The 24,459-nt window shown below is 44.0% G+C and carries 18 protein-coding genes; 7 read left to right on the top strand and 11 right to left on the bottom strand.

Annotated features, from left to right (window positions below; translation table 11 throughout):
* Window positions 1-79: 79 nt before the first annotated feature.
* Window positions 80-1,720, bottom strand: coding sequence for a phosphoglucomutase (alpha-D-glucose-1,6-bisphosphate-dependent) (pgm, locus tag KJ365_RS01105; RefSeq protein WP_214449769.1), 1,641 nt, complete (start codon window positions 1,718-1,720; stop codon window positions 80-82).
* A gap of 177 nt (window positions 1,721-1,897) precedes the next feature.
* Between pgm and KJ365_RS01100 the strand changes: the two genes are divergently transcribed.
* Genes KJ365_RS01100 through KJ365_RS01090 form a run of 3 tightly spaced genes read left to right on the top strand, consistent with a single transcriptional unit; the run spans window position 1,898 to window position 5,788 of the window.
* Window positions 1,898-2,806, top strand: a complete 909-nt coding sequence (locus tag KJ365_RS01100) for an AAA family ATPase (protein ID WP_214449768.1) — start codon at window positions 1,898-1,900, stop codon at window positions 2,804-2,806.
* Entirely contained in the window at window positions 2,806-3,816 is a 1,011-nt protein-coding gene (locus KJ365_RS01095; RefSeq protein ID WP_214449767.1) for a DUF58 domain-containing protein, read from the top strand. The genes KJ365_RS01100 and KJ365_RS01095 overlap by 1 nt, the downstream gene beginning before the upstream one ends.
* Window positions 3,809-5,788, top strand: coding sequence for a transglutaminase TgpA family protein (locus KJ365_RS01090; RefSeq protein ID WP_214449766.1), 1,980 nt, complete (start codon window positions 3,809-3,811; stop codon window positions 5,786-5,788). The genes KJ365_RS01095 and KJ365_RS01090 overlap by 8 nt, the downstream gene beginning before the upstream one ends.
* Before the next feature lie 70 nt (window positions 5,789-5,858).
* Here the strand turns inward: KJ365_RS01090 and fusA are convergent, their stop codons facing one another.
* From fusA to KJ365_RS01070, 4 genes are all read right to left on the bottom strand, one after another.
* Window positions 5,859-7,949, bottom strand: coding sequence for an elongation factor G (fusA, locus tag KJ365_RS01085; protein ID WP_214449765.1), 2,091 nt, complete (start codon window positions 7,947-7,949; stop codon window positions 5,859-5,861).
* 129 nt (window positions 7,950-8,078) lie between these two features.
* The gene (gene rlmM / locus KJ365_RS01080; protein WP_214449764.1) at window positions 8,079-9,185 is read right to left on the bottom strand and encodes a 23S rRNA (cytidine(2498)-2'-O)-methyltransferase RlmM; all 1,107 of its coding nucleotides are present in this window, start codon (window positions 9,183-9,185) and stop codon (window positions 8,079-8,081) included.
* A gap of 6 nt (window positions 9,186-9,191) precedes the next feature.
* Window positions 9,192-9,578 (bottom strand): DUF423 domain-containing protein, encoded by a 387-nt coding sequence (locus KJ365_RS01075; protein ID WP_214449763.1) that lies wholly within the window; start codon window positions 9,576-9,578, stop codon window positions 9,192-9,194.
* On the bottom strand, window positions 9,562-10,464 hold the full coding sequence (locus tag KJ365_RS01070) for a transcriptional regulator GcvA (protein ID WP_214449762.1): 903 nt from the start codon (window positions 10,462-10,464) through the stop codon (window positions 9,562-9,564). The genes KJ365_RS01075 and KJ365_RS01070 overlap by 17 nt, the downstream gene beginning before the upstream one ends.
* A 215-nt stretch (window positions 10,465-10,679) precedes the next feature.
* Here KJ365_RS01070 and KJ365_RS01065 point away from each other — a divergent pair, with 215 nt between their 5' ends.
* Complete coding sequence (locus tag KJ365_RS01065) at window positions 10,680-10,955, top strand: hypothetical protein (RefSeq protein WP_214449761.1); 276 nt, start codon at window positions 10,680-10,682, stop codon at window positions 10,953-10,955.
* A 101-nt stretch (window positions 10,956-11,056) separates the two neighbouring features.
* Here the strand turns inward: KJ365_RS01065 and ydiJ are convergent, their stop codons facing one another.
* Both ydiJ and ppsA read right to left on the bottom strand, forming a co-directional pair.
* On the bottom strand, window positions 11,057-14,104 hold the full coding sequence (ydiJ, locus tag KJ365_RS01060; protein ID WP_250883965.1) for a D-2-hydroxyglutarate dehydrogenase YdiJ: 3,048 nt from the start codon (window positions 14,102-14,104) through the stop codon (window positions 11,057-11,059).
* A 224-nt stretch (window positions 14,105-14,328) separates the two neighbouring features.
* On the bottom strand, window positions 14,329-16,698 hold the full coding sequence (gene ppsA, locus KJ365_RS01055) for a phosphoenolpyruvate synthase (RefSeq protein ID WP_214449760.1): 2,370 nt from the start codon (window positions 16,696-16,698) through the stop codon (window positions 14,329-14,331).
* 178 nt (window positions 16,699-16,876) lie between these two features.
* Between ppsA and ppsR the strand changes: the two genes are divergently transcribed.
* Complete coding sequence (gene ppsR, locus KJ365_RS01050) at window positions 16,877-17,689, top strand: posphoenolpyruvate synthetase regulatory kinase/phosphorylase PpsR (protein WP_214449759.1); 813 nt, start codon at window positions 16,877-16,879, stop codon at window positions 17,687-17,689.
* Between the two features lie 363 nt (window positions 17,690-18,052).
* The gene (locus KJ365_RS01045) at window positions 18,053-19,057 is read left to right on the top strand and encodes a hypothetical protein (RefSeq protein ID WP_214449758.1); all 1,005 of its coding nucleotides are present in this window, start codon (window positions 18,053-18,055) and stop codon (window positions 19,055-19,057) included.
* Window positions 19,058-19,820: 763 nt separating this feature from the next.
* Here the strand turns inward: KJ365_RS01045 and KJ365_RS01040 are convergent.
* Window positions 19,821-20,171, bottom strand: a complete 351-nt coding sequence (locus KJ365_RS01040; RefSeq protein WP_214449757.1) for an RnfH family protein — start codon at window positions 20,169-20,171, stop codon at window positions 19,821-19,823.
* On the bottom strand, window positions 20,171-20,602 hold the full coding sequence (locus KJ365_RS01035; protein ID WP_214449756.1) for a type II toxin-antitoxin system RatA family toxin: 432 nt from the start codon (window positions 20,600-20,602) through the stop codon (window positions 20,171-20,173). The genes KJ365_RS01040 and KJ365_RS01035 overlap by 1 nt, the downstream gene beginning before the upstream one ends.
* A gap of 103 nt (window positions 20,603-20,705) precedes the next feature.
* Between KJ365_RS01035 and smpB the strand changes: the two genes are divergently transcribed.
* Window positions 20,706-21,173 (top strand): SsrA-binding protein SmpB, encoded by a 468-nt coding sequence (smpB, locus tag KJ365_RS01030; RefSeq protein ID WP_214449755.1) that lies wholly within the window; start codon window positions 20,706-20,708, stop codon window positions 21,171-21,173.
* Window positions 21,174-21,199: 26 nt separating this feature from the next.
* Here smpB and KJ365_RS01025 read toward each other — a convergent pair whose 3' ends face one another.
* Entirely contained in the window at window positions 21,200-21,652 is a 453-nt protein-coding gene (locus tag KJ365_RS01025) for a YciI family protein (protein ID WP_214449754.1), read from the bottom strand.
* Window positions 21,653-21,722: 70 nt separating this feature from the next.
* Entirely contained in the window at window positions 21,723-24,338 is a 2,616-nt protein-coding gene (locus KJ365_RS01020) for a zinc-dependent metalloprotease (protein ID WP_214449753.1), read from the bottom strand.
* Between the last annotated feature and the right edge of the window lie 121 nt (window positions 24,339-24,459).

The following is a 24,459-nucleotide window of genomic DNA, read 5'->3' as shown; positions in this document are numbered from 1 at the left end:
AGAATTCTTTATGCCAAACCTACAAAAAAGCCAGCGAATGCTGACTTTTTATTCGTTTAGCTCAAAACGTACAATGTTCCTATTTTAAAACCTCATCTACCAGGGCTTCGGCGTCTTGTATAATCTTGTCTAGATGCGACTTGTCTGTGAAGCTCTCTGCATATATTTTGTATACATTTTCGGTACCTGAAGGGCGCGCAGCAAACCAACCATTTTCTGTACTGACTTTCACGCCGCCTATACTAGCACCATTTCCAGGAGCGTGGGTTTGCACATTCGTGATACTCTCCCCAGCCATTTCAGTAGCCGTAATAGAAGATACCTCTAAACTGGATAACGCTTGTTTTTGTACCAGTGATGCGCCTACGTCAATACGCGTGTAGAGGGGTTCACCAAAACGAGTGGTCAAATCTTGATAATGTGCCCCAGGATCTTTGCCCGTTACCGCTGTAATTTCAGCAGCCAATAGGCTCATAATAAACCCATCTTTATCTGTCGCCCACGTTTGTCCATCACGTTGTAAAAAGATGCCACCGGCAGACTCTTCACCGGCAAAGGCAATATGTTGATCGCATAACCCCTGCACAAACCACTTAAAGCCTACGGGCATTTCAAGAAGCGAGCGCCCGAGCTTTTTGGCGACTCGGTCAATCATGCTACTTGAAACCAAGGTCTTGCCAATCGCCAAATGCGCCTGCCATTGAGGACGATGCTGATAAAGATAATCTATTGCTACCGCTAGATAATGATTAGGATTCATCAAGCCAGACGAAGCACAAACAATCCCGTGACGGTCAAAATCTGGATCGTTACCAAAGGCAATATCAAAATCATTTTTAAGTTTTATAAGACCAGACATGGCGTAGGCTGATGAGCAGTCCATACGAATTTTGCCGTCTTTATCACAATGCATGAAAGCAAATCGTTGGTCGATTTGTGGATTCACCACAGTAATGTCTAGAGAATATTGCTGTGCAATCCTGTCCCAATACGCATAACCTGAACCGCCTAAAGGGTCGGTACCTAGCTTTAACTGCGCATCACTAATGACTTTCATATCCAAAACGTCTTTGAGAGAGTCGATATAATGAATGGCAAAATCTACCTCAGTCAGGTTGTCACTTGCTCTTGCAGCGGCAATACCGATCCGCTTAACCTCACTAGAGCCGGCCCTAATAATGGCATTCGCCCTATCTTGAATCCATGTTGTTGCAGCGCCGTCGGCAGGGCCGCCATGGGTTTGATTATATTTAAAGCCACCATCGTTAGGCGGATTGTGCGAAGGCGTAATGACAACGCCATCTGCAAAACCCGAACTACGTCCACGATTGTAACTGACGATACGCTGAGAAATGACTGGGGTTGGCGTATATTCATTGTTTTGTTGTATCACTACCTCTACATCATTAGCAATCAACACTTCGATGGCGGTGATTAATGCTGGCTCAGAGAGCGCGTGAGTGTCTTTGCCAATAAACAGTGGGCCATCTATGTTGTTAATTTTGCGGTACTCACTCAATGCTTGGCATATACCAGCGATATGCGCGTCGTTGAACGACAGCGTACTTGAAGAGCCGCGATGGCCAGAAGTGCCAAAGGTTACCGCTTGTTCAGGAACGGTTACATCAGGCGTCAGACTATAATAATCTGCCGTTAACTTTGCCACATTTATGAGCTGTGAAGCCAGTGGCAGCTTACCCGCCTGAGAGTGGTTTGCCATATTTACTCCTTGTAATATCCGTCTGTAAAGCGAGTCACAAACCGTTTTAATAAAGATGGGGATACACCAAGTGTAATGAATTTTGGCCGATATGAATATACTCGCGTATCTAATTCTATAATTGAACCGAGCAGTAAAATGATTATGATGGGAGGTTCTTGGAGAAAGACGACTACCATGCGAACAGATATAAAGAACTGTATTGAACAAATTAGCCAAGTGATCCGGGGAAAGCAAACGCAAATAGAGCTATCGCTTATTTGCTTACTGGCGCGTGGGCATTTATTACTTGAAGACCTGCCGGGTATGGGTAAAACAACTCTGTCGCAGTCGTTTGCGCAAGTGTTTGGCTTAGAGTTTTCCCGCGTACAATTTACTTCAGACTTGCTACCTGCAGACATGCTGGGTATAAATATATATGACCAAACATCACAGCAATTTAGTTTTCACCCTGGGCCAATCTTTAGCCAAGTTGTATTGGCCGACGAAATTAACCGCGCCAGCCCGAAAACCCAAAGCGCACTGCTTGAAGCAATGGCGGAGCGTCAAGTGACCACTGACGGCACCACACGCGACCTTCCCTATCCGTTTTTCGTGATTGCCACACAAAACCCGCTTCATCAGTCGGGCACACACCCCCTACCAGAATCGCAACTTGACCGCTTTAACATGCAATTGTCGTTAGGCTACCCAGACTACGCGTCAGAAAAGGCGATGCTGTTGAATGATAACGAAGCAAAGAATGTAGCTACCATCATTGACATTGATACCTTGCAACAGATGCAAAACGCGGTAGATGACGTGAAAGTATCAGAGTCGGTAGTCAACTATATTCTCAACTTAGTAAACTTGACACGTGAGTCCAGCGAATTTCCAAACGCGCTATCGCCACGTGCTGCAAAAGCCCTTTTTAACACCTCCAAGGCCGCCGCGTACGTTAATGGTCGAAACTTCGTCACGCCAGAAGACGTGCAGTTTGTACTCAGCGCAGTGTGTGAGCACCGTCTTAAAGGTCAGTTAGTGACCCAAACAGCATCAAGCTTCAGTGAGTTTCTATTGAAACAGGTTGACCCTCTGGTAGCCTAATGAAACCCGCCCTCAGCCGATTAAAAAGTGTTTACATTAAACGCAGAAACCAATGGCTGAGCAAACGCATACCGGCTGAAAACAGCTTTGATTTAGACCTCGGAAATACCTTTATCCTTCCGTCAAGCTTCGGTTGGGCAATGATTGCGATCGTGGTATTTCTGTTTATTTTAGGCACCAATTACCAAAACAATATCGTGTTGGGCATGAGCTACTTTTTTATTGCCCTTGGACTATTGTCGCTATTTCACAGCTACGTCTACTTCACGCAACACAGCGTGCAATTTCTGCCATTTGAGCCTGAATTTGAGAACAGAGAGCTACGCTTAAACTGCATCATTAGCAGCACTCAAAAATACACCGGTGGCGAAATATTAATAAGTGCCTACGGGCAAACCCAGCGCTTTGCCACCGATTTGATGAAAAACAGTCAAACATGCAGCCTTCCTCTAATCAACTTACCAAGAGGCCTGCACGACTGCGAGCGCATAAAGTTTGAGACGCTCTATGCTTTTGGTTTGTTCAGATGTTGGAGCTACCTTAAACCAAAGCACCAACTCCTTGTGTATCCTGGCATTCAAAAGGCGCCTATAAAACTTCATCGGCATCTCGATGAAGATGACAGTGAACACGATAACGTGAACAACAAAGTGGCCTCTGATAATTTGCAGGGAATACGTAATTTTGTTGAAACAGACCCCCTACATCATGTTTCTTGGAAACATGTCGCAAAAGGACAGGGTCTGTTAACCAAAGATTTTGCACAAAATGCCGGCGTTAGCGGCTGGGTGCGTTTGAGTGATTATCAAAATGGCGATATTGAGAACGCACTTCGTATTCTAAGCTATCAGGTTCAGCAGTTATACAAAGAGAATGCCGAGTTTGGCATTGACCTGGGCGTTACCAAAATATTACCTCAAACAGGGTTTGATCATCTTCAAAAGTGTCTATTTAGATTAGCCACCTATGGCGAGCCACCAACATTTGAGAAGAGTAAACTGAATGCGTGAGTTGACCCTCGATCAATTAAAAATACCAGGCGCACTACTGAGCTTGTGTTTTGCACTATCGGTATTGCCCATGTACGCAAGCATCATGGGCTGGGTCTGGATCTTATTTCTATGCTCTGTGGGCATTGTTTGGGCAAAAGTATTAAAGAAACTTAAACCGGTAAACAATACAACGCTTAATCTGCTCGCAATTTTTTGCATGCTGCTGCTACTGCTGTTTTCTGGTCAATTTGGACTATTATCAACGATGATCAACCTTCTCGTTGTCGCCGGTTGCTTAAAGCTCATCACCTTAAGAACAGCAGCCGACTTTCATTTGATCATCGTCGTATTGGTATTTTTGATTGCCTGCGGCTTTATTTATCATCAGCAGCTATTGCTGACACTGTTCTACGGCGCGATTTTGTTCACCACGCTGTTTACCGCGTTTTTGCTCAATAAAGGAAAACTTGCTTACTCAACAAGTGCAAAGCACAGCGCAAAGCTCATTCTTCAGGCGCTACCGATTATGGCCCTGCTGTTTGTTATGGTGCCGCGCCTGCCTCCGTTATGGGAATCAGCGGCGCAAAAATCCAGTTCTACAGGATTGTCTGAGAGCATCACACCCGGCGACATCGCAAATCTAGCCCAATCTGGGGACCTAGCGTTTAGAGCAGAATTTATTACTGATGTACCCGAGCCACAAGAACGTTACTGGCGTAGCATCGTACTCGATAACTTTGACGGTGCGACGTGGTCAATGGATGACGAAACATTTGTATTAGAGCGTACCTCACAAATAGCCGTTGAAGGTGAAGCAACGCAGTATTTAGTTATAGCAGAGCCCAATAATACTCGATGGAAGTATTCTTTGGACATTCCAGTGGTTGACCAAGTAATGAGCAGCCGCACAATTTATCGTAATCAGAGTTATCAGTTGTTTTCGCAAGAGGTAAACAAGCAAGCCAGTTTGTATATTGTCAGTTCCTATTTGTCATCGCCACTGAATCATTTTTTGACATCATATGAACGCAATAAAAACCTTCAAGTTCCCGATGACGGCAATCAACGCACTCGTCAGTGGGTAAATGAGGCGATTTCTCAAGACATGAGCACGCAGCAGCGCTTAAGAGCCATAATGGACATGTACTTTAGCAATCAGTTTAGCTACACCTTGCAGCCTCCGCTCATGCAAACCGACCCAGTGGATGAGTTCTTGTTCACCCATAGACGTGGCTTTTGCTCTCACTATGCCTCTTCTTTAGCCTTTATGCTGCGCCTTGCCGGGATTCCTGCGCGATTAGTGGCAGGATACCAAGGCGGAGAATTACAAAACGGCAATATTTTAACCGTGCGACAATACGACGCACACGCGTGGGTAGAATATTGGGTCGATGGCAGCGGCTGGATGAGGATTGATCCTACCGCCATTGTTGCACCAAACCGTTTGTTAGATGGTTTGTTTTCAAGTATCGATGAAACTGAAAGCGACCTTATTGAGCGCCCTTTCAACCTATCAGAATTTAACGACAATCCGATTATCGGTCAGATTCGAGACTTCCTCGTCATGATAGATCATCAGTGGTCACAAACCGTTTTGCAATATGATCAAGACAGTCAACGCGACCTGATTAAGAAATGGTTTGGTGATTTTAACGCAAAAAACATGACTAGCTTTATGCTAATCAGTTTAGGATTAATAGTGTTTTGTCTGGCCTTGGTGTTTTTACCCTATAAAACTTGGTTCAGCCGTCAGCCATACTCGCCCGGCGCGCAATTGCTTAAGTTTTTAAGCCAAAAAGGTTGGCAAAAGCACACCCACGAAACTCTCAAAGATTTTGTTGCGCGGCTCGCTCCAAAGCTCAATCAAACACAACGCTCTTACCTGCATGTATACGTAGAGCAATGTTATATGCACCAGTATAATGAGCGTGAAATTTCACAAGAAAAACTCCAAGAAATGTTGCGCAAGATTAAACGAAGTTTCAAATAAGCTTTGTTACAGGCATAAAAAAACCGGTGCATATCTTCATATGCACCGGTTTTTAAGTATTTGCTAAAGCTTACTTCTTCTCAGCTTTACGCGCTCTAACTTCTTCAATGACTTTCTCAGATACGTTTGCAGGGCAAGGCGTATAGTGTGAGAACTCCATCGAGAACTGACCGCGACCAGATGTCATAGTACGTAGTGAACCGATATAACCAAACATTTCAGATAGTGGAACGTCTGCTTTAACGCGAACACCCGTTGCACCCGCTTCTTGGTCTTTGATCATGCCACGACGACGGTTTAAGTCACCGATAACATCACCAACATGGTCGTCTGGCGTAAATACGTCAACTTTCATGATTGGCTCAATTAACTGAGGGCCAGCTTTTGGAATAGACTGACGGAAAGCACCTTTAGCCGCAATTTCAAACGCAATCGCTGATGAGTCAACTGCGTGGAATCCACCGTCGTATAGCTCAACTTCAACGTCTAACACTGGGAAGCCAGCTAATACGCCTTCTTCCATCATGCCTTTAAAGCCTTTTTCAATGGCTGGGAAGAATTCTTTTGGAACGTTTCCGCCCACAACCACAGACTTAAAGGTAAAGCCAGAGTTTGGCTCTCCAGGACGAATTCTATAATCAATTTTACCAAACTGACCTGAACCACCAGACTGTTTCTTGTGCGTATATGAATCTTCAACCGGCAGCGTGATTGTTTCACGGTAAGCAACCTGAGGCTGACCCACCTGTAATTCAACGCCGTAAGTACGCTTCAAGATGTCTACTTTAATATCTAAGTGAAGCTCACCCATTCCTTTAAGGATGGTTTCGCCAGAATCTTCGTCAGTTTCAACTTGGAAAGTCGGGTCTTCTGCAACCATTTTACCGATAGCGATACCCATTTTCTCAGTTGAACCTTTATCTTTTGGTGCAACCGCAATTGAGATCACAGGCTCAGGGAAAATCATTGGCTCAAGCGTACACTCGTGCTTAGGATCGCACAGCGTGTGACCGGTCTTAACGTTTTTCATGCCCACGATAGCAAGAATGTCGCCCGCTTGTGCAGAACTTAATTCTGTGCGGTCGTCTGCGTTCATCTCAACCATGCGGCCAACACGTTCGGTTTTGCCTGTAGCAGAGTTTAAGATAGTGTCACCTTTGTTCAATTTACCTGAGTAAATACGAATAAAGGTTAGTGCACCAAAACGGTCATCCATGATTTTAAACGCTAAAGCGCGGAAAGGTTCGTCAACGGTAACAATCGCTTTCTCGCCTGTAGGCTCACCTGTTTCAGGATCGCATAAGTCTTGTGGCTCAACTTCTGTTGGGCTTGGCAAGTAGTCAACGACTGCGTCAAGCACGTTTTGAACGCCTTTGTTCTTAAATGCAGAACCACAGTAAGTTGGGAAGAAGTCTAGCTTACGAGTACCTTCACGAATACAACGCTTGAGGTCTTCAATAGACGGCTCTTCACCATCCATGTAAGCCATCATAAGGTCGTCGTCTTGCTCAACAGCAGTTTCGATAAGCATTTCGCGATATTCAGCCGCTTTTTCTACCATATCAGCAGGAATATCAGTCACTTCATAGTTTTCTGGAAGGCCAGTGTCATCCCAGATGTATGCTTTTTGCTCAAGCAAATCAACAACACCACAGAATTCGTCTTCGATACCGATAGGCAAAACCATAACAAGTGGGTTAGCACCCAATACGGTCTTAACTTGCTTCACAACTCGGTAGAAATCTGCACCCATACGGTCAAGCTTGTTGACGAAGATGATGCGAGATACTTCTGAATCGTTCGCGTAGCGCCAGTTTGTTTCTGACTGAGGCTCAACACCACCAGAGCCACAGAAAACACCTACACCGCCGTCTAGTACTTTAAGTGAGCGATATACTTCAACTGTAAAGTCAACGTGTCCTGGAGTATCGATAACGTTGAAACGATGCCCTTTCCAAAAACAGGTTACCGCTGCAGACTGAATAGTAATTCCGCGCTCGGCTTCTTGTTCCATGAAGTCGGTAGTTGATTCGCCGTCATGTACTTCACCGGTTTTATGGATTTTACCGGTAAGCTTCAAAATTCGTTCTGTCGTGGTCGTTTTGCCCGCGTCAACGTGAGCAAAAATACCTATATTTCTGTAATGTGCTAAATCTGACATGTTTCCACTTCATAGGTTCGTAAAAAATTTCCGGCGGATTATATAGATTATTGAGCAGAAATTACACCACTTTCATGCTTATTTTTTAAAATGTCCGTCGTAATCGGGATTTAAGGCAAAAAACGAGGGCTAATTGCTAAACTCCCGTAACATTTGGCTGTTTTTAATAATCATAACCGTCACCTCATCACGATTATGATAAAGGTGTTTTGCAGTAATGTATGCTGGCGATTCTTTCTGGTGAAGTTGGTGAAATTGCTCCATAAGCGGTGCAAGGGTTTTGTAACGTTTCTTCATTGGCAGCTTTAAATTAAATATGGCGGCGCTTGCCCAAGCGTTTTGTAACCATGTTTGCATCAGCAATGCGACACGATCTGGCTTTTCAATCATATCGCACACTAACCAGTCTACATGCCCTTGTTGAGGTCTATAGCTAAATCCATCAACACTGTGATAATCCACCAAGCCGGTTTGCATTAGCTTCTCGTCCATCGCGCCATTATCTATTGCCTCAGTCCTAATACCGCGACTCACTAACTGATAGGTCCACCCTCCTGGACATGCACCAAGGTCAACGGCGCTCATACCATTAACAAAGAGCATGCTTTGCTGAGCGCGTGTACAAAACGATTGTATGGCCTCTTCAAGCTTAAGGGTGGAGCGTGAGGGAGCATCTTGGGGAAACTTGAGACGCTTTACGCCAAGTAAATCTTCGCTGCGGTCTTTTGCAAACGATATCGCCAACAGGCACTTTTCTCCAGACTCAAAGAATAAGTGTAAATAAGGGGCGCGCTTATCAGGCTGTTTAAACAGCAAATTCTTGGCACGCAAAGCGTTACGCAGTGGAACGGTAAACTTTTTACAAAACTTCGCCATTTCTTTACCCGATTCGGTATCGGCATGCTCCACTCTGATATCGCCAAACACAATTTGCTGCAAATCAATTGTGCTAAGGGCGCTGAGTATTTCAAACACCCTGTCGGTAAGATCACTAAAGCTAACATCGAGCAATACCAAGCACTTTTGGCGAGCAAAAACCAAGTCTGATAGAGCAATCATACTGTTGCGTTGGCGTATAGTGTTCGACGACTCGCTAACCAACTGGTAACGCAATACGGCGCTGTCCTTTTGGAAGTTGGCAAACCCGCAGTGCCCTCTAAGCGCAAGTTTATCGTCAAGCTCAGCGAGTAAATCAGGTTCATACCCACTGCGGCAGTAAAAAAGATATTCTGTCATGACCAGCTACACATCTTTTTTGGTGATAGTGGCATACATCAGTGTTGCCCATGCAACGATAAATAGCAGCCCACCTAATGGTGTGACAAACACTACCCATTTGACTGTTGTTAAGGCTAAAACATACAAGCTTCCACTGAAGCATATAATACCAGCAACAAAGCATATACCCGCCACGTTCACCGCAATGGACGAAAGCTTTATGCTCAGCGCAGCAAGCACAAGTAACGCCAAGGCATGATACATTTGATAGCGTGCGCCAGTTTCAATAATAGACAATCCATATTCATCGAGATGGCTTTTTAAGCCATGCGCCGCAAAAGCACCAATCGCAACGCTTAACATGGCAAAGAGTGCCCCTGCCAACACTAACCACTTAGTCTGCTTGTTCATCAACCGCCTCCACTTGCGACAGCATCCAGTCTATGAATACCTTAATCTTACTTTTGTCTGCTTGGGATTCTTGGCATACCAAATAGTAGCTATTTCTACTCTCTATTTTTTGTGCAAACGGACAAATTAAGCGGCCGCTGTCGATATCAGGTTTTGCCAATACCGTATCCGATAAAGCAATGCCTTGGCCAATCGAGGCCGCTTGCAGAATCAACATAGTATGACTAAATATCGGCCCCTGATTCACATTGACGTTTTTTACGTTAAACGCTTGAAGCCAATTTTTCCAAGCATTGCGGGTACTGTCATGAAGAAGTGTGTGATGTTTTAGGTCATCCAGAGAATTTAAAGGTTTACCCCGTTGTAAAAGTAACGGCGAGCACATAGGAGTGAGATACTCTCCGAGCAACTTAGTAGAGTGCAAACCCGACCATGACCCACGCCCGTAATAAACCCCCACATCAATAGAGTCATCCAAAAAGCCATCATCGAGATCAATGGCTTTTATTCTGACGTCTATATCGCTGTGTAGCACTGAAAACTCATGTAGCTTAGGCACTAACCATTGGCTAGCAAAGCTAGGCGGTGTTGCAACGGTGATAGCTCCCTTTGCCCCCATTGCCAATAAACGGTCTGTTGCTTCTTGCACTTGAGAAAATATATCTCGTAAATCTTGAAAGTATCCCTGACCTTCCTCGGTCAATAACAGCGAACGATTTTTACGATGAAATAATTTAGTCGAAAGATAGCTCTCGAGTGATTTAATTTGATGACTCACAGCGGCTTGCGTCACAAACAATTCGTCAGCTGCTTTTGTGAAGCTAAGATGACGGGCCGCTGATTCGAAGGCTTTTAATGCATTCAAAGGAGGGAGGCGCTTAGGCATGAAATTTCATCCTTTTTAATTCTGAAATATACATTAGTTTATCTAATGCATATTAGCAAATTTTATCGTTCATCTTTTTTCATGATTGGTCGTAATATACTGCACGAAATGCAAAGTTAATTGCTTTTATTTCATAACGTTACAAATGTAAATCACTTGTGAAATTAACGTAGAAAACCGTCACAAACATGACATTAATTTAATTTGGAGAAAACATGAAAACCATCTTTACCCTGCTAGCTGCTGCAGCGCTTATTAGCTCAGTACAGGCAACTGAAATTAATACAAAGCAAGTACTAAGTGCTAACTTATCAAAATCTGACATCACTGCAATTTTAGATATTGAAACAAAGTTAAACATCAACGTTGAGCCAATTGTAATATCAATGCCAGCTTTGCCAACTAATATTACAGTTCTTGCAAACCAAAGTAAGCGCAGAAATAACCGCCTTATCGAGACTATTGCATCTGCTGACGTAGGTGATGAGTAAGCTAATCATGGCAAAATCTTAGAACGCGTGAAGCACTCAAGTTCCGCTAGATTTTGCCATTTTTTTGCCAACATACTCATACGCCCATCTTAACAAAAAAACTAACCCACACCTTGTACTAAACGACTGGCTAATACCTCAATCGGATGTTGTGGCCTAAAGTCTGCTAACCTTTTTACCTGACTGCGACAAGAGTAACCTGTTGCCAACACACGTTCTTGCTGAAGCTGAGCAACGTTTTGACGCCAACTCAAATCATATATGCCAATCGAGTTTTCGAGGTGTTCGGTCTCGTGCCCATAGGTACCAGCCATGCCGCAGCACCCTACAGGGATTACCTCTAAACTAAGCCCAAATTTATGAAACGCTTGTTGCCAATCTTTCTCGCTGGTGGGTAACGCGGTTTTTTCACTACAATGGGCAAACAAATAATACGGTTCGTCGGCTTCGGTGATGTGTGACAACTTTGTTGGCACACTGATGTCGTTTAACCATTCGGTCAGGGTGCTCACATTGAAATCACCACGCGACGAGCCAAGTATTTTCTGATATTCATCTCGATAACACAGCACTAGTGAGGCATCTATGCCTACCATTGGCATATCCAGTTGGCTAACTTTGCTTAAGAACGTAGCGGTTGTTTGTGCTGTCTTCTCAAATGCCGCCAAAAAGCCTTTCACATGTTGCGGCTTACCGTTTGGTGAAAACGGCAAAAGTACGGGTATCAGACCTAGGGCCCGAATAAACTTTAACGTTGCGTCTACCGAATCTGCATCATAAAAGCTGGTAAATGGGTCTTGTACAATAAGTACATGCTTAGCTTTTTGCGCTTCAGGGAGCTGGGTTAAGCGCGTATAATCATATTCACTTTGTAGTGCACTCACTCGCGCACTTAACGGCGGGTAGGACAACTGAGGCGCATCTACGTATCCAATCCACTTAGATAAAACATACTTCGTCAGTTTTGTGTCCAATACTGCATTAGATAATCGCGGAATCTTTGCTAATAATGGCGCTAATCGCTCAACGTTTGCAACAAAATAATCTTTGAGTGGACGACGATACCTAGTGTAATAAATCGCTAGGAACTTTGAGCGAAAATCAGGCACATCTACATTAACTGGGCACTGATTCGTGCACGACTTGCATGCTAGGCATCCATTCATCGCCTCAAATACTTCATGGGAAAAGTCGTCTTGCTTATTTGCGCCAGCAAACCATTTCTTTACTGGGCTATCTGAAAAGCTCTTATAGCTTAAAGAGTCTGTTGTTACGCCGTGCTGATGTAACTGTAACAACCACTCTCTAATAAGTCCTGCTCGACCTTTTGGGCTGTGTCTGCGGTCTTTTGTAATCTTGCTCGAAGGGCACATAGGGGATGTAGTGTCATAATTAAAACATAACCCGTTGCCGTTGCAGCTCATCGCTGGTGCAAACTCGTCTCTAAATTGCACAGGTATTTGCCTATCGAAGCTCGCTCGTTTCACATCGTCGACTTTTACGAGCGAAGCTGAAGAAGCGTAAGGCGTGCAAATTTTACCGGGGTTCATTTTATTGAGCGGATCAAACGCAGCCTTTATTTTACAAATCTCGTCATACAATTGCTCACCAAAAAAAGCCGGTGCGTATTCACTGCGGTAACCTTTCCCATGCTCACCCCACATCAGCCCACCATATTTAGCGACGAGCTTTACGACTTGATCAGAAATAGTTTTGACCAACTTCTCTTGAGCTTCATCATATAAGTCCAGTGCTGGCCTAACGTGCAGCACACCCGCATCGACGTGACCAAACATACCGTACTCGAGTTTGTGACTATCCAGTAAGGCCCTAAACTCCATAATAAAGTCCGCTAGCTTTTCTGGCGGCACGGCGGTGTCTTCTGCAAAGGCTATGGGCTTTTTACTGCCTTTTGTTTTACCCAACAGCCCTACCGCTTTTTTGCGCATCGCATAGATTTTTTTAATTTCAGCAGTGTCGTAGGTTATTTGATAGCCAATAACGCCCGATGACGCCGAGGCAATTTCTTCGTCCAAGCGCTTACTAAGCGTTGCGATCTTTTCTTTTATGGCAGCTTCATCATCGTTGTTGTATTCCACCATGTTTAAGCCGTCCATGACTTTATCAGGAACGTCTTGTATTAAATTAGAAACGCTATGCCAAACGATATCACCTCTTGCAAGGTTCAACACGCGACTATCGACTGTTTCCACTGAAGTGGCATTTGCTGCAATCATTGATGGGGCATGGCGTAAAGCGGATTCAAAGTCATTATATTTCACATTCACCAAAGCGGTGTGCTTAGGAATTTTTGTGATATTTAGCTTAGCGTCGGCAATAAAAGCCAAAGAGCCTTCTGAGCCGGCTAATAGTCGACTGACATCGATATTGTCGTGTTGCTCGTCGTAAGCGTGTTCTAAATCATACCCGGTTAAAAATCGATTAAGCCTTGGAAACTTATCCAAGATGGCCTGACGCTTAGAAATGCAGGTATCAAGCACCTGCTTTAAAATTCGACCATAGTCAGTGTCTGTTGTCGAAAGCTTAGTTGCCTCATCCACCGATATAGGCTTTGAATGAATGATTTCGCCGCTTGCTGACACTGAGGTTAGTTCAAGCACGTGATCGCTCGTTTTGCCATATACCAATGAACCTTGGCCTGAAGCATCGGTGTTAATCATACCGCCAATAGTAGCCCGGTTACTGGTCGATAAATCGGGCGAAAAAAAGTAACCATGTGGTCGCAAATAGTCATTTAGAGCGTCTTTAATCACGCCACACTGCACTTTGACCCACTCTTGTTCTAAATTAAGCTCAATGATCTCTCGCATGTGCCGTGACGTGTCAATTACAATGCCGGGCGTCAGTGATTGACCGTTTGTGCCAGTGCCACCGCCACGCGCACTAAAAGTGACGTCTTCAAATTCATTGCCGGTTTTTGCAATTAACGCAAGATCTTCTAAAGATGTGGGGAAAAGTACCGCTTGTGGAATGCGCTGATATATTGAGTTATCCGTCGCCACCGCCATTCTGCTGGCGTAGCTTATTTCAACCTCCCCTTTAAATGGAGTGCGACTTAACGCGTCCACATAGGCTTTAGTGCGGTCGCTTAAAGTATCTTTTGGGGAAAGTTGCGGTAGTGCGGTCAATGTACCCTCCTAGTGGTTGCCAGAAAGTATACGCAAATCAAGTATCAGGCTAAAGCGATTTTCTGGACTCAGACGACAAAAGTCTACTTCAAGCGCACACTTTTACTGCCACTGGCTACTTTGATTGGTTAAACCTGATGCTCGGCTTTGCTGATTTGTTGTTTTAGATAAAAAAAAGGCGCTCACACATACATGTAAGCGCCTTATTAGTAAATTGACCAGACTTAGTGTTTTTCAGCCAAATATAACCATGTTTCAACCACAGTATCGGGGTTTAACGAAACACTATCGATGCCCTGCTCCACAAGCCATGCAGCAAAGTCTTCATGATCCGACGGGCCTTGACCACAAATGCCGACGTACTTTCCACGTGCTTTTGCCGCCTTTATTGCCATAGAAAGCAACGCTTTGACCGCATCATTACGCTCGTCAAATAAATGCGCAATCAAGCCAGAGTCTCTGTCTAGTCCGAGGGTAAGCTGAGTAAGGTCATTAGAGCCAATAGAGAAGCCATCAAAGATATCTAAGAATTCATCAGCAAGTAAGGCGTTAGAAGGAAGCTCACACATCATGATCACGCGTAAACCGTTCTCTCCCTGCACTAAGCCTTGCTCACGCAATAGCTCAATAACCTGCCTGCCTTCCTCTGGGGTGCGTACAAACGGGATCATAACCTCAACGTTGGTTAAACCCATTTTATTGCGCACGCGCTTGATTGCTTCACATTCTAGAGCAAAGCAATCTCTAAAATCTTCAGAGACATAGCGGCTTGCACCTCTAAATCCTAGCATTGGGTTTTCTTCGTCAGGCTCGTATTGATAACCACCCACCAAATTGTAGTATTCGTTAGACTTAAAGTCAGACATACGCACAATCACTTTTTTCGGCGAGAATGCAGCACCTATACTGGCAATACCTTCTACCAATTTCTCGATATAGAATTCAACCGGTGATGCATAACCAGAAATGATATCGTTAATTTCTTCTTGTAACTCTGCATCTTGATCATCAAAATTCAACAGCGCTTTGGGGTGAACACCAATCATTCTGTTGATAATAAATTCAAGTCTCGCAAGGCCTACACCTTCGTGAGGGAGGCGCGCAAAATCAAAAGCTCGATCAGGGTTACCCACGTTCATCATGACTTTTAACGGTAAGTCAGGCATCGCGTCAATGCGCGAAGTGGTCACGTCAAAGTCTAACACTTTGTTATAGATATAGCCCGTGTCCCCTTCTGCACAAGAAACGGTAACTTCATCACCTGTTGCAATAGAGTCTGTTGCGTTACCACAACCCACCACCGCAGGAATACCCATTTCTCTTGCAATGATCGCAGCATGACACGTGCGTCCACCACGATTGGTCACAATTGCGCTGGCCTTTTTCATAATCGGCTCCCAATCGGGGTCGGTCATGTCGGTGACTAGCACGTCACCTTGTTCAATTTTGTCCATCTCTGCAATAGAGCCGAGGACTTTTGCTTTACCGGCACCTATTTTGTGCCCAATCGCACGGCCCTCGCACACTAGCTGTGCGGTATCTTTTAGTTGAAAACGCTCAATGACCTGCATGTCTTCGCGACTGCGAACCGTTTCAGGACGGGCTTGTACAATGTAAAGTTTGCCATCAAGACCATCTTTCGCCCATTCAATATCCATAGGACGTTGGTAATGCTTTTCAATAATCAATGCCTGTTTCGCAAGCTCAGCAACTTCATCATCATTGATTGAGAACTGCTTGGAGTCACTGGTCTCTATATCAACGATAGACACTTGCTTGCCGTGCTCTAAATCCGTTGAATAGATCATTTTGGTTAACTTGCTACCGATGTTTCGGCGCAGTACTGCCGGCTTACCAGCTTCTAAGGTAGGTTTGTGCACATAGAATTCGTCTGGGTTTACCGCACCTTGTACCACCATTTCACCTAGGCCGTAAGAGCTGGTGATAAACACTACGTCTTCAAAACCAGATTCGGTATCGATAGAGAACATAACACCCGATGCCGCCATATCACTTCGCACCATGCGCTGAATACCAGCAGACAGTGCCACGCCTTTATGGTCATAGCCTTGGTGTACACGGTAAGAAATAGCACGATCATTAAACAAAGACGCAAATACGTGTTTAATCGCCACCAGCACAGAGTCATAACCTTTTACGTTTAGGAAAGTTTCTTGCTGCCCAGCAAATGATGCATCAGGCATATCTTCTGCCGTTGCAGAAGAGCGAACAGCAAAAGAGGCTTCATCTCCGGCTTCGTTGCAGAGGGTTTCGAAGGCGCTTTTGATCTCACTCTCAAGCTCACTTTGGAAAGGAGTATCTAATATCCATTGGCGTATTTGTTCACCCGCTTTTGCCAGCGCATTGACGTCATCAACATCTAAGTTGTCGAGGATTTCGTGGATTTTTGCTTCAACACCACTTTGCACAAGAAATTCATTAAATGCATAAGCGGTGGTTGCAAAACCGCCTGGAACTTGCACGCCGGCATTTGATAAGTTTGATATCATTTCGCCCAAAGACGCGTTTTTACCGCCTACACGGTTAACATCGCCCATTCCCAATTCTTGATACCAAAGAACATATTCCTGCACTATAGTGGCCTCCCTAAAACTACATAAATGTGTGAGTACTGCGGTCAAATGACTGCTTCTATTACAAATGAATAAAACGTGTTAGCTTACAACACTGCGTGATTTTAAATGGGCTTTCATAGCAAAGTAAAATTTAATTTTTTTCGTAATAAAATTACAACATTGTTAAGGAGATGTTTTGCGCGCTGCTTTTTATATATCTGATGGTACCGCTATAACTGCTGAGGTTTTTGGTCATGCGTTGTTGTCATTATTCCCCGTTGAGTTTGATCACAACACGGTCCCATTTGTTGAAACCGAACAACATGCTAAACAAGTACTCGCGCAAATCGAACGGGCTTTTAAAGAGTCTGGTGAACGTCCGCTAGTGTTTTACACAATGGTGAATGCAGAGATTGGTAAGATTATTGGTCAGTCTATAGGCATCAATTACAACTTCTTAGACCAATTTGTCGCCCCCCTTGAAAAAGTCGTTGGCGTGCCTTCAAAACCCGTTAAGCATCGCACCCACAGCATGCATGAAAAAACCTACGATATTCGTATTGAGGCAGTCAATTATGCGCTCGCAAACGATGATGGCTCTAACTTGAAAGATTACGAAGAGGCCGACATTATATTAGTAGGCGTTTCACGCTCAGGTAAAACGCCTACAAGCCTATATTTAGCATTGCAATACGGCATTAAAGCAGCAAACTACCCATTCACCGAAGAGGATATGGGCGATATTCTAAAGTTACCCCCTATTTTACGCCGCTTTAAACAGAAGCTGTTTGGTCTTACCATCAGCGCCGATAGACTCCACGCAATTCGCTCAGAGCGCAGAGCTAACAGTAAATATGCGTCTATGCAGCAATGCAGAATGGAATTAAGAGAAGTCGAGAACCTTTATCGAAAAGAAAAAATCCCGTTTTTGAACAGCACAAAATACTCGGTAGAAGAAATTTCAGCAAAGATTTTAGCTAAAACAGGACTAAAACGAAGAAAGTATTAGGGTTGGCGTATTTTAAGCTACTAGGAAACATATGCTAATCTGCCGTCGTGTTAAACAGCTTTGCACTTCAGCAGGCAGTAAGGGCTCATTTATAGTCGTGTTAAATTTCGAACATAGAAGCCTGCATTAGCCTAAAGAAGCAGTCCATCGATGTTTGAAGTAGTTTTCGCCATTCCTAGTTAGGTCTGCGGTAGATGCCGAAGTTTGCGGCTTTCTAACAAACGTCAATACGTTATGCTTGACAGTTCAATATTAGGCTTACTTTATCTTGACTTCCCCCCCCCCCCCACAATTATGCTTCAACATGTTTGGCAACAAACGCTGATATATAATCAACATTGTTATTAAAAAAAGGATATTTTTATGTTTAACAGCACAGTACCCCTAATTCGTTATATTTTTATTCCGACAGTCTTCATTACGATATTATTTTTTACTAAAACGGCACTATCACAAGATGTCATTGAATGTTTGGGATGTAACGACACTGAATTTTTACTCAAAGCTCAAGCTTACGGCGCTCAAAACCAACAAGCCAATGGTGCTAGCGTGATTTTAATTGACTCTCCTAGTGGTAGATTCAGAGAATACAATATCAATATTCAACAAGGTGGTGGTTTGGGAATAGACGAATTTGGTGGATTTGATACTACTGTTATCGCTACTCAAATACCGCTACTTTCCAATCAGACATTTGTAGAGCAAAACCTTGCAGACATTTATTTTTATGGTGAAAAACTAAGATTTGCCTTAGAGTCTATCTTTGTCATCGATGTGCCTGCGGATGTTGGTTATAGGTCTGCCACTGATGCCTTAAGATTTCCGGCTGATGCCGCGGCGGCAATGCAAACTGTAGCATCACAAGATAATAGCATAGCTAACTGGTTAGTTAAGATTAACCAAGCAGCGGACGGCATTGAATTTAGTGGGTCAATATCTCGAACTCGTTCTAAGAAATTAAAAGATTCGCAAATAGAAGCTTCAGCAAAATTTAAATCAAAACCAATTCAAGTAACGTTTAGATATCCAGACGGAACTACTCAAAGATATGAGGTGACAGGAACTGTTGGTACTGGTGGAGTTTTGGGTGAATTGACATTTAAAGCAACGAAAATTGCATTTTTTGCAGATGGTTCGAGAATTCCAACTGATCCCTTTCAAGCCGCTGGAGCAGGAGAAAGAGAGTATGGCTCAGACCAAGGAAATGTGGCAGCAATAGGAGCATACCTAAATTCTATAACCGGGGTTGATGCAAACGTGTCTAATGGCATATTAGGTGGTGGATCCTGTATTGTAACCTGGACGTGTGCGTTAATCGACAGAGGCTCAGAAACGATTACTCGTTGTACGGCAGAGTGCGCTAATTAAGAACAGAGTAAAATGGCAGGGCAACGCTGGCATATTCCCGGCGTTTTCCTTTATCGTTGCAAGTCTGTTTGCCTGTCGCCTAAGGCACAATGCCAGCCGCTTCAAGCCCTTAGTCATTCAGCTAGCTTTTTATGACGCTAAAAGCGGAAGGGTTTCTCTCTTTTAGCACTTTCAAGTAATTTTGGCTCGTCGCAAGGTATTCTAATCCTTCAACACTTTGACACTATCTTTAGCCATTTGTATGCAACCGCTCTAACTGCTTTATAGAAAGATTTCCTTGTTGTTCTTTAGTTGGCATAATAATAAAGAGCAGTCCAATTGAATGACTGAACACTCTTAGCTGCCTATTCAATAAAGCTTTGTCTGACGAACTTTGACCGTCAATACACCAAATACAGTTATGAGTACAAGTCGACCAAAAACTACTCTTTGTGGCAGCTTTATTTTCGACTAAATTTGTTTGTTCATATGTTGCAGTCGTTTGCTGTATGTTTATCAGATGGCGTGCGTGAAGATGGTAAAATTTAAATCTCTGCTGATTCAACAATCAGTAGTATTATTTGAATTGCAAGTCAGATTCATTCATTTCACGAATGTATGTTTTATTTTTCAATGTTTTTTAATCAAATGGAGAACAAGTTTTCCACCGCAATGATTTGGAATGAAGCCGTTGTTTTTGTCGAACACTACTTGGTATCGTCATTACGACAAAGTCGCTCGGCAATTACACCGACATTATCCCTTGATAATTACGCTAATTCAATTAAGTAGCCTCCTTACCCTTAGCGTCGTCGACTTTTGCGCCAGTAATTTTGTTCGCGCGGCCTTCGTCTTTGGCTTTTTGAGCTCGTAACTTCCTGACTTCTTTTGGATCAGCAATGAGAGGCCGATAAATTTCAACGCGGTCGCCTGGCTGTAACACGTCAGTGAGCTTACACGTACGATTCCAAATACCTACTTTGTTCTCTTGTAGGTTTATCTCTTGATACATGTTTAAAACGCCTGATTGTACGATGGCTTTTTCAACCGTAGTTTCTGGCGCGACTACAAGCGATATAAGCGATTGCCTATCAGGCAGCCCATAGACTACTTCAATTGAAATTTGGTCACTCATTATCCATAAACCTTTTTCGCGCGTTCTGTAAACGCTTTTACCATGTTACTGGTCAGCGCCTTAAATACTTTTCCAAATGCAAACTCAACAAGTTTACTGCTAAACGTAAACTCTAACTTTAGCTCTATCTTGCATGCTTCTTCTGACAGTGGCGTAAACACCCAACCGCCACTCAATGATTTGAAAGGACCATCGGCAAGTTGCATATCGATTCGCCTGCCAGGTGTCAGGGTATTTTTTGTCACCAACATCTGTTCCACACCCGCTTTGTTAAGCAGCATTTTGGCTAACATGTGATGTTCACTTTGCTCAAGGATTTCGCTTCGGCGGCATCCTGGGAGGAATTTGTCGTAAGCATCTACATCATTGACTAAGTTAAACATTTGCTGTGCACTGTAAGCGACTAACGCGCTTTTGTTAATACTGGGCATTTCACCTAATTTACGGCTATGCGATTTTCCTAATTGTTTGCTGAATGCATAAGAATATCAAGCTAATAAAGACAATTCTTACAACATAGGTATAATACGCGTCATGAAAAAGAATAAACCTAATAATAACACTATTGCCTTAAATAAAAAGGCGCGTCATGAGTATACTTTGCTTGATAAATTTGAGGCAGGGATAATGCTGCAAGGTTGGGAAGTAAAGTCCATCCGAGCAGGTAAAGTAAATCTTACTGACGCTTACGTATTCATTAAAGACGGCGAAGCTTATTGCACGAATATTAGCATCACGCCGCTCAACCAAGCCTCAAGCCACGTGGTTTGTGATCCTACGCGCACAAGAAAACTGTTGCTCCATCAACGCGAAATAGACCACCTAATGGGCGGACTAGACCGTCAAGGCCTTACCATAGTGGCCACCGCCATGTACTGGAAGGCAAGTTGGGTAAAGCTCGAAATGTGGCTAGCCAAAGGTAAACAAGAACACGATAAACGCGACGCTATAAAAGATAGAGATTGGGCGCGTCAGAAAGAGCGGATGATGAAGCATAGCTAATGAGCTAGCTATGCTTTAACGCGTAATCACATTTGTGTTTTTTGTAATGATTTATGGTTTTCGTTGACCAGCATTAATGCGGCAGAGCTATATAACAAGCTGAGTTCGTAATCAAATACTCCCGCTTGAACCGCAGGGTCGGTGTTAACGAGCTTTTCAGCCTCTTCAATGTTATCCACATTCAAAATAAATAGCCCGCGTTTTGGCGCTGCATTGCTAAACGGCCCAGCCACCGCAAGCAACTGCTGTGTTGCGAGTTTACTCATGTTTTCAAAATGACCCGCAAACACCTTATCACGAGTTTGTTTATCTTCAATTTCAACCGAGCCGGTAGTTAAGATAACCATAACATAGCTCTTCATACCATATTCGTCAGCACCTAACTTGTTGGCTAGTGCTTCATCATACTCATTGCTCTGACTTAATGAATGGGTGCTAATCGCTAGCAAGCTTAGCAGTAAAACGATACATCGATGCATCTTGGTTAATCCTCTTAGTGCTTACTCTTGATAAATAAAAACAACGGCGTCCATGCCGCGTTTGCCTATACTATTGTGGCTCCATTGCCATTTTAATCAAATGCGCTAAGTAATTGCGGTGAACCTTGGTCGCATTGTCTTTGCCACGGCCCCGTTCAACCCAACCCTCAATGCGCTGCAATTGCGCAAAGGTAGCCGCTTTTGCTAATGGGTCGTATTCACTGCTTTGTAGCATTGCAATCAGACGAGTCACATATTCATGCTGTAGCACCTGACGACGACTATTTACTGACTCTTTTAAGTCCGCTAAAAATATCGCGTCCGTCAGATCATTCATCATCAAATCAACTGAATACTCATTGCCATACATTTGAGTATCGCTAATACGCAACATGACGGTTGGATTAAGCAAGCGTGAAAATACCGCTTGTTGAACGCCAATGATCGCGCTGTGCAGTTTTGGATCTTCGGTTTGTCCCCACAAGCTAAAGCCTCGACGCTGCATTGCTGAGTGGGTAATAAGCTCCTGTGGTAACTCAAATGCATCGGGCGCTAAGATAAACTCTTCAAGCACTGCCATTGCTCGGCGCTGCGTAGCAGCATCTACCGGCTTGTAAGGTTGTGTTGCCCCAGCTTGCCCTTGTACAAAGCGAGATACCTCAACACCACCAATATAGCTAGCAACGGCGGCTGCGGGCCGACCGTTGTACGTGATCATGGTCGCCGCAGCTGTGCGGATTTTAGCAAAGCTCTCACCGTCTGAAGCAAGTTTGCTTTTGAGCACCGGTGTAATTTCATTAACTAATTCAAACTGATATTGGGCAAAACCAATACTATCGCTCGACATATCCCAGATATTCACACGTGGGTCTATACCCCGCCCCGGTGAACGCATATCATCTGCATCGTTGCCAAACATTAAAGCTGGCTCAGTTGAACGTGCTAACAATGCCTCTCTTGCATCGCCTTCTACTGAAGGGTCATAGCCAAACTGAATCGCCCAATCATCATATGGACCGGGCTTGGAGGCGAAAAAGTCGCCCTGCTCTTTACCTGGTTTTGCCACTACTAGCGCTGTGTAATCCATCACAGAAGCGGTGGTAACCCCTTGCGTAACTGAGTCATCAAGCGCTTCTTCTATCGAGCGGTAATTTGAGGCTTTCATGTTGTGGCTTAAGCCAAGGGCATGACCTACCTCGTGCAGCATTAGCTCCATTAGCATCTGTTCAATAATCTTGCGCTTATCACTGACCGAAGCATTCATCGCAGAGAGTGCTAAATGACCAAAGTTGGTCATTTCACGCATTTCGTACCCTTTAGAGCAGCGCATAGTAGACGCGTTTATGTCATGATGATGATGTTCTTCTGGACCATTTACTAAATCACTCAAAAATGCATCAGGATTGCCAAGCACATCGCCTCTAAAGCCGTAGCTGCTTAAAAACGAATGTTCAAACATTACATCGCCGCCCATGATTTGACCCGTGCGAGGATTGATATAGCTTGGACCAAACGCAGAACCCGCACCAGGGGTGTTTGACCATCGCACGACGTTATAACGCACATCTTCGGCGCTCCAGGTTGCATCATCAGGCTGAATATTTACCACAATGGCATTTTTAAATCCGGCCTTCTCAAAAGCACTATTCCACGCCAATACGCCTTGACGCATAATTTCGCGATACTCTAAAGGTGTTGTATTTTCAATCCACCAAACTATAGGCTCTACGGGCTCTGATAGAGCAGCGTCAGGGTCTTTTTTAACCAAGTGCCAGCGGGAAATTAGGTCGCGATAAGGCAAGAAATCAAAACTGTTCAGGTCGGTTATTTGAGCGCCAAAATAGCCTACACGCTGGTCGTCGTAGCGCGGCACATAATCATTATCGGGTATGGTTAAAAAACTATGTTGAACCGTTATCGTAGTTGAACGGGCATCAGCAACGCGCTCACTTCCGCCAACCCAAGGCTTTGAGTTTTGAAACACGTAGTCGGTGCGTATATTCATGTTTTCAGGGTAAACGCCTACATATGCATACTTCACCTTGTCTTCGGCTAGCTTACCAAGCGAAAACTGCTCATATGGCTTTGCCTGTGGATTAAGATTGTACGTTAGTTGCGCAAGTGTCTCGGTTTGAAAGAGCGGATCAGCATCTATCAAAAAGCTGCTACCGTCCTCTGAGGTCGCGGTAATTTCAGCGCTCGCTAAAACCGCATTGGTAATGTTTGCCATTCCGCCATTTGCCAAAGGGCTCTCTGGGTCAATTTGAAAACTGGTGTTCTTCTTTACAAACTCTATGCGATCGTAATAGCGGCGCAGCTCGATCACATCTTGAGCAATTTGAGCCCCTCTTCGGGTGAACGCTTCTAAAACGCCGTTTTGAACAAAAGCAAAATACAAGAACTCCTGATTCAGTTGCGATGCTTTAATCTGCATGTGCAACTTACCGGACTCTGAATCTTGATAAAGTGTAAAGATGCCTGGCTTGGCCTCCATACCCTCGACCATTTCTTCTAAAGTGTCTTCTTTATCCTCGTCTTCATTCTCACTTTTATCCTCTTGCGACTCGCTTTCTTGCTCGCTTTGTTGAGGCTCTTCAGGTGATTGAAGCATGGTTGAATGTGCGGGAGTGCTGTTAAACAGCACCATAATGAATAAAATGACAAATGCAGAAATGCGAATCATCATGGGGAAAATCCTTTTATGCAGTAGGTTGTTTTATAACCATAACACAAAATCCCCACATAGAAAGCGTGCTTTTTTACACTCAGCTTTAGCGTGAAAGATAGGGGGCATTCGTTTACTGAGC

The sequence above is a fragment of the Glaciecola sp. XM2 genome, assembly GCF_018595715.1.
Taxonomy (GTDB): domain Bacteria; phylum Pseudomonadota; class Gammaproteobacteria; order Enterobacterales; family Alteromonadaceae; genus Glaciecola.
This window is presented reverse-complemented; position numbering and strand designations above follow the sequence as displayed.